General features: G+C 47.0%; 3 protein-coding genes. All 3 read right to left on the reverse strand.

The window, feature by feature from the left end; genetic code table 11:
* On the reverse strand, positions 1-877 hold an 877-nt coding region (locus tag BQ8014_RS17975; protein WP_139785169.1), incomplete at its 3' end, for an FAD-dependent oxidoreductase.
* Positions 878-886: 9 nt separating this feature from the next.
* Entirely contained in the window at positions 887-3367 is a 2481-nt protein-coding gene (locus tag BQ8014_RS17980; RefSeq protein ID WP_080906050.1) for a hypothetical protein, read from the reverse strand.
* Between the two features lie 91 nt (positions 3368-3458).
* On the reverse strand, positions 3459-4782 hold a 1324-nt coding region (locus BQ8014_RS17985; RefSeq protein ID WP_080906051.1), incomplete at its 5' end, for a RagB/SusD family nutrient uptake outer membrane protein.

The raw sequence follows: 4782 nt of genomic DNA on the forward strand, positions 1-4782 counted from the left end.
TCACTCCAAAGGCACGGAAGTTGGAAAACAGGCTGATGTTTTTCTCATTCGTTACAACCTCCCATTTCTTTGCATCCTCGTAATAATCGCCGGGCTGGGCGTTTCCTCCCTTTTCCGGTCCGAATTCTTTCTGGAGATTGCCCAGTTCCTTATAAGGGCCCGCTTCGATCCGTCCGCCCAGATGGACACGGATCTCCGAACTGTTGTTTCCCCCTAGTACCGGGCGATCATGGATCAAAGCCACTTTACACCCCAGGCGGGCAGCCGATACCGCCGCGCTGATACCAGCTACTCCCCCACCGACGACCACCAGATCATAACTTCCGGCATCCTGCGGTTGATCCGGAAGCCCCAATGCCTTCCTGCGGAAAGAGGATAGTTGTTTCAGGTCGGAAGGCGGCACATCTTTTTCATCCGTGGTAAAGTAAATCGCGTCACATCGGCCGTCAAAGCCCGTCAAATCACGAAGGGTCAGTTTCTGTTCACCCTCCTTCACTGAAACCTTTCCGGCGGACTGCCACATCCATTCCGTACCCTGCGTTCCCAGATCGGTCGCCAATCGTTTATTACCGACCAAAAGCGTAAACCGCCCCGGACCTTCCCCCTTATGCCAGGGGGAAGTCCAGTTATACGTACGAACGAATACATAATAGGTTCCTTTTTCCGGGAAAGTAATAGATGTCGTAGCGTCATTCACCGTTTTTCCCAGCCCATGAGCCAGCAAGTAGGAAGAGCCCATCAGGTCCATAAACTGCTGGTCAACTACCCAGCCTCCCTTTTGTTGAAAGCTCTCCGCCTCCACAAAAAGAGAGGCGGCTCGTGCCGACATCACACTTATAAATAACAAAAGAAGTAAGATTGCATTGCTTTTTCTCATAATAATATTCTATTTATATTCCAACCATGTAGTCACGTTTGTATCTGTATCCGAGATGAACCGGATCCAGCGGGCCTGAAAAGATTCAGGGAACAGATCTGTCTGTTTTTCTCCCGGCTGAACGGTATAGACGGCGTATTCCATCCAATCCCCATTCCCTGTCGGATCCACTTCCACCGTTATTTTTACCGGTTTTGAAGATTGATGCGATAAGGTTAACGTACGTTGGTCATAAAAACCAATTAAGTAAGGGTCGGAAGGAATCTTCGCCTTTACATCGGATTCCACCCAAGGACCTCCCTTGCCAACCGGTTTCCCTAATTTCCAAAGGTCGTCGATCACTCCTGCCCATACAGCCGCTTTCCCGTCTTCCGATACAATCACATGCGGATTGTTTTTACCCTCTTCCGGCGTAAGGCCTGTAAAGATAAGCATTCCGCGATAAGAAGCATAGTCGTTGATCCGGTAAGAATGGGAGGCGATCGGACGGATTTTAGCATATCCATCGGCATTTTCGGCCGGCAACTCATAGAAAGTACCATGACAGTTTAACAAATCACGCTCGGTTGCCACCTCACGGCAAATGCGTAATACTCCCTGATTGGTTAGAGAAGTATAGGTCTCATCGCCTAATGGAAGCCGCCATCTGCGTCCTTTATCATCCACTATCAACACAGAGCCCTTCTCAATCTCAACGGCTTGCTGCGGAATCGCAAATTTCTCCCGGATAAAATCAGCCGTCTTAACATCATCCTTACGTTCCAGCTTTAGTTGTTCACCCATCTCATAATAACCCGTTTCAGAGGTTTTACCATCGATTGTCGTGTTGGCCAATAATCCAAGCGCCCGGCGATTATCCCCTAAACCATAAAGCAATCCACCCAAAGCAGATGTTTCCTTGATTTCCGTCAGACCTTTAAAGATTGCATCCGGAGCATTCTGTCTCCGGTCGGCAATGGTATAGGAAAACGTTAGAGTCAATGTTGTTCCCCGATCTGATTTGGCCCGAATCCATTCTCCCGTCTCTGCGGAAACAAAATCGACATTCACCGCCTTTCCGGCTTCCAACTTTACGGTCTTGAGCTCCGTCCATTGATTGTTCCCCTTCTTATCCACTTCATACGTAATAGAAACCGGGATATTGCCATCATTTTTCACCCAGCTTTGACGATGGGGCCAGCCACTGAATAGAAACGGTTCCGAATATTCATTCGCTTTCACCTTTTCTTTCGCCCACACAGCTCCCTCGGCTGTCGCCGGACCTAATTCGTCAGGCTTGGAAACGGAAGTAAACCACAAGTTGGAATTGGACTGTCCGGGACCTTCTATATTCCCCTTGGCTTTCCGTTTATTCAGAAATTCCTTTTGGGCAGAGTCGTCGCAACCGAAGACCAATTGATCGTTCCATCTGGCAAAATCACCGATCACCTTCAGATAGGCGGAACGGGGACGAATGCCTGTGCTGTTGGCGACAGTAAACGTCCCGGGGAAATGCCAGAACATCCCATGCATCGTCATCAGATAATCCGGCTTTTCTTCCGTACCCACATTCCGGATCCGAGGCCATTCCGTATTCCATCCATGGGCTCCGTCGTAACTATGACTTGCTTTCGGCAAACGATAAAACGTCCATCCTTTATCAGGCTCGCGAACACCCAGCAGAATGGATTTATGATCCCATCCTACCGCCCAGAGGGGATCAGTCTCCGGATTCGCATTTCCATAGATTCCGCCGGGGCCGGTTATTTCCGTAAACTGATTGCGCCGAACCAGTTTCCACTCCTTTCCATTCCATTCGGAAAGGGAACCGGCTTCAACATCGAATTTATGCAACGCCTCCTCGGTCGCTTCCCCGTTATTGGAATAAACCAAAACGCCCTGACCGGAATACAGGCCTTTCCCATGGGCGCCCTTCAGCAAATCGTTGGGTGGATTGACATCGGAATCCTTATGCTCTTTTTTAATTACATTCCCGTCTTTATACAGCTCCGTGACCTTTAACAAATGGACATCTACCTCATAGAAACCCTCCTCCATCGTTCCGATATACAATTTATTCGCAGGATCAGTCAAATGGCGAGCGGTTCCCGTATATCTGCCCGGAGCTTCCTGCCAGGGAATGACCCGCACGCCGCCGGTACTATCTATCGCATAAGGACCGATAAATAACTGATTCGATTCCCGGTGGATCATCCGGTTGGCAGGCGTTCCACCGATACTCTCCGGACGAACCGTTTGCTTATAGTCCGACGATATCTCATACAGCTTATCCGACGAGCCATAAGGCAAGTGGGGACCGTAAGTGATAACCCAGAGGCGACCCGCCCAGGGAACAACTGCACCCGTACCGCATTCGCCCTCGTTATTATAGTAGGCTAAACCGGGATAAATACCCGAAATCGAATCGGGTATTTCAGAATTATTTTTCTGAGTTGAACAACTCAAAGTGGTCAATATTGCCACTCCTAAAGCACAAGTTTTTAAATTCATAATGATCATTTATAGAATAAAGGCTCCTCAAATTTATAAGGATAAATAGAGGAGCCTACTATTTTTAGACTAAAATTATTCCTTCTTTCTTTTAATAACCGGGATTTTGCTTCAAATTCTCGTTAATAAGTACTTCTTTTGTAGGAATTGGCCATAGGTACTGTCTATCGTCCCAAGCACGTTGTGACAAGACCGCAATTTGTCCGGCTTTTTCCATCTCAGTGAAATCAGGAACGCCATCTTCATCAATTTTAGGAGTCGTCGGCCAAAACCAAAGTCCTTTATCCGCCACTTTTTCTTTCAATAAAGAAGCCGGATACAAAATTCCGTAACTTTTGTTTCTCAAGGCCTTGCTTGCCAATTTCCAACGGACAAGATCCATATAACGAAGACCTTCCTTTGCAAATTCCATCCGACGTTCCAAACGTACAATCCTACGTAATTCAGACTGTGTCGTTGTTATCACTTTAGGATATTGACCGGAAGCGGAAACAGGCACACCATAGGCCCGCGCCCGGACTAAATTAATCGCATTCAATACCGATTCGTCAATTTGATTTAATTCGATCTTAGCTTCGGCATAGATCAATAAGACATCGGCATAGCGAATGATAATCTTATCCGGATCGGCATCATTTCCATTCTCCAACCAGGTTTCATCTATTCCTTTTTTCCATACCAACGCATTAAAAGAAGCAAACTGCGCATTCGCACGATTATCATTATTCTTTTGCATCTTACCCGTATTATAATTCATCACGTTGATCGCATCCGGATGCGGATCATAATCAAAACCAAGGTGGCCGGTACCGAAAGCAACAATAGTGGCGCTACATCGTGGATCCCTGTTATCAAACGGCCTTTGAGGGTTAAACAAGGGGGATTCATCGATCGGAAGTCCATCCGTACAGAGAAAAGCGGCTAATAGATCCCACGAAGGATCCATGGCTGCCCAACCTCCCGGATTCCGGGTAATTGCATTCAGAACCGTACCGTTACCAATCGTGACTTTGTTTACAATCGAACGTGGAATGACAAAAATAGATTCTTCCGCATTTCGGGTTGTTGTCAAAAACAAGTTCGTAAAATCAGAGTGCAATTTGTATTTATCCAAATCCATACAGGCCTTAGCCGCTTCAGCCGCTATCGCCCAATCACCATTATACAATGCAAAACGGGCTTTTAATGCCAATGCCGCTCCTTTAGTCGCCCTTTGAGAGCTGGAGCCACTATAAGAAACCGGCAAATGAGCGGCCGCTTTATCAAAATCCTCATAGACTTTCGGAATGATTTCCGATTTAGGAGAACGTCCGATCTTAAAAGCATCTTCTATACTAATTACTTCCGTCACATACACAACATCTCCAAAATGTGAAATCAAACGGGCGTACATACTTGCTCTGGCAAAATAGGCT

The sequence above is a fragment of the Parabacteroides sp. Marseille-P3160 genome (assembly GCF_900162725.1).
Taxonomy (GTDB): Bacteria; Bacteroidota; Bacteroidia; order Bacteroidales; family Tannerellaceae; genus Marseille-P3160.

What these genes read in the sequence shown, in the direction of transcription:
- BQ8014_RS17980 (WP_080906050.1), bottom strand. Translation starts at nt 3,367, where the DNA reads ATGAATTTAAAAACTTGTGCTTTAGGAGTGGCAATATTGACCACTTTG.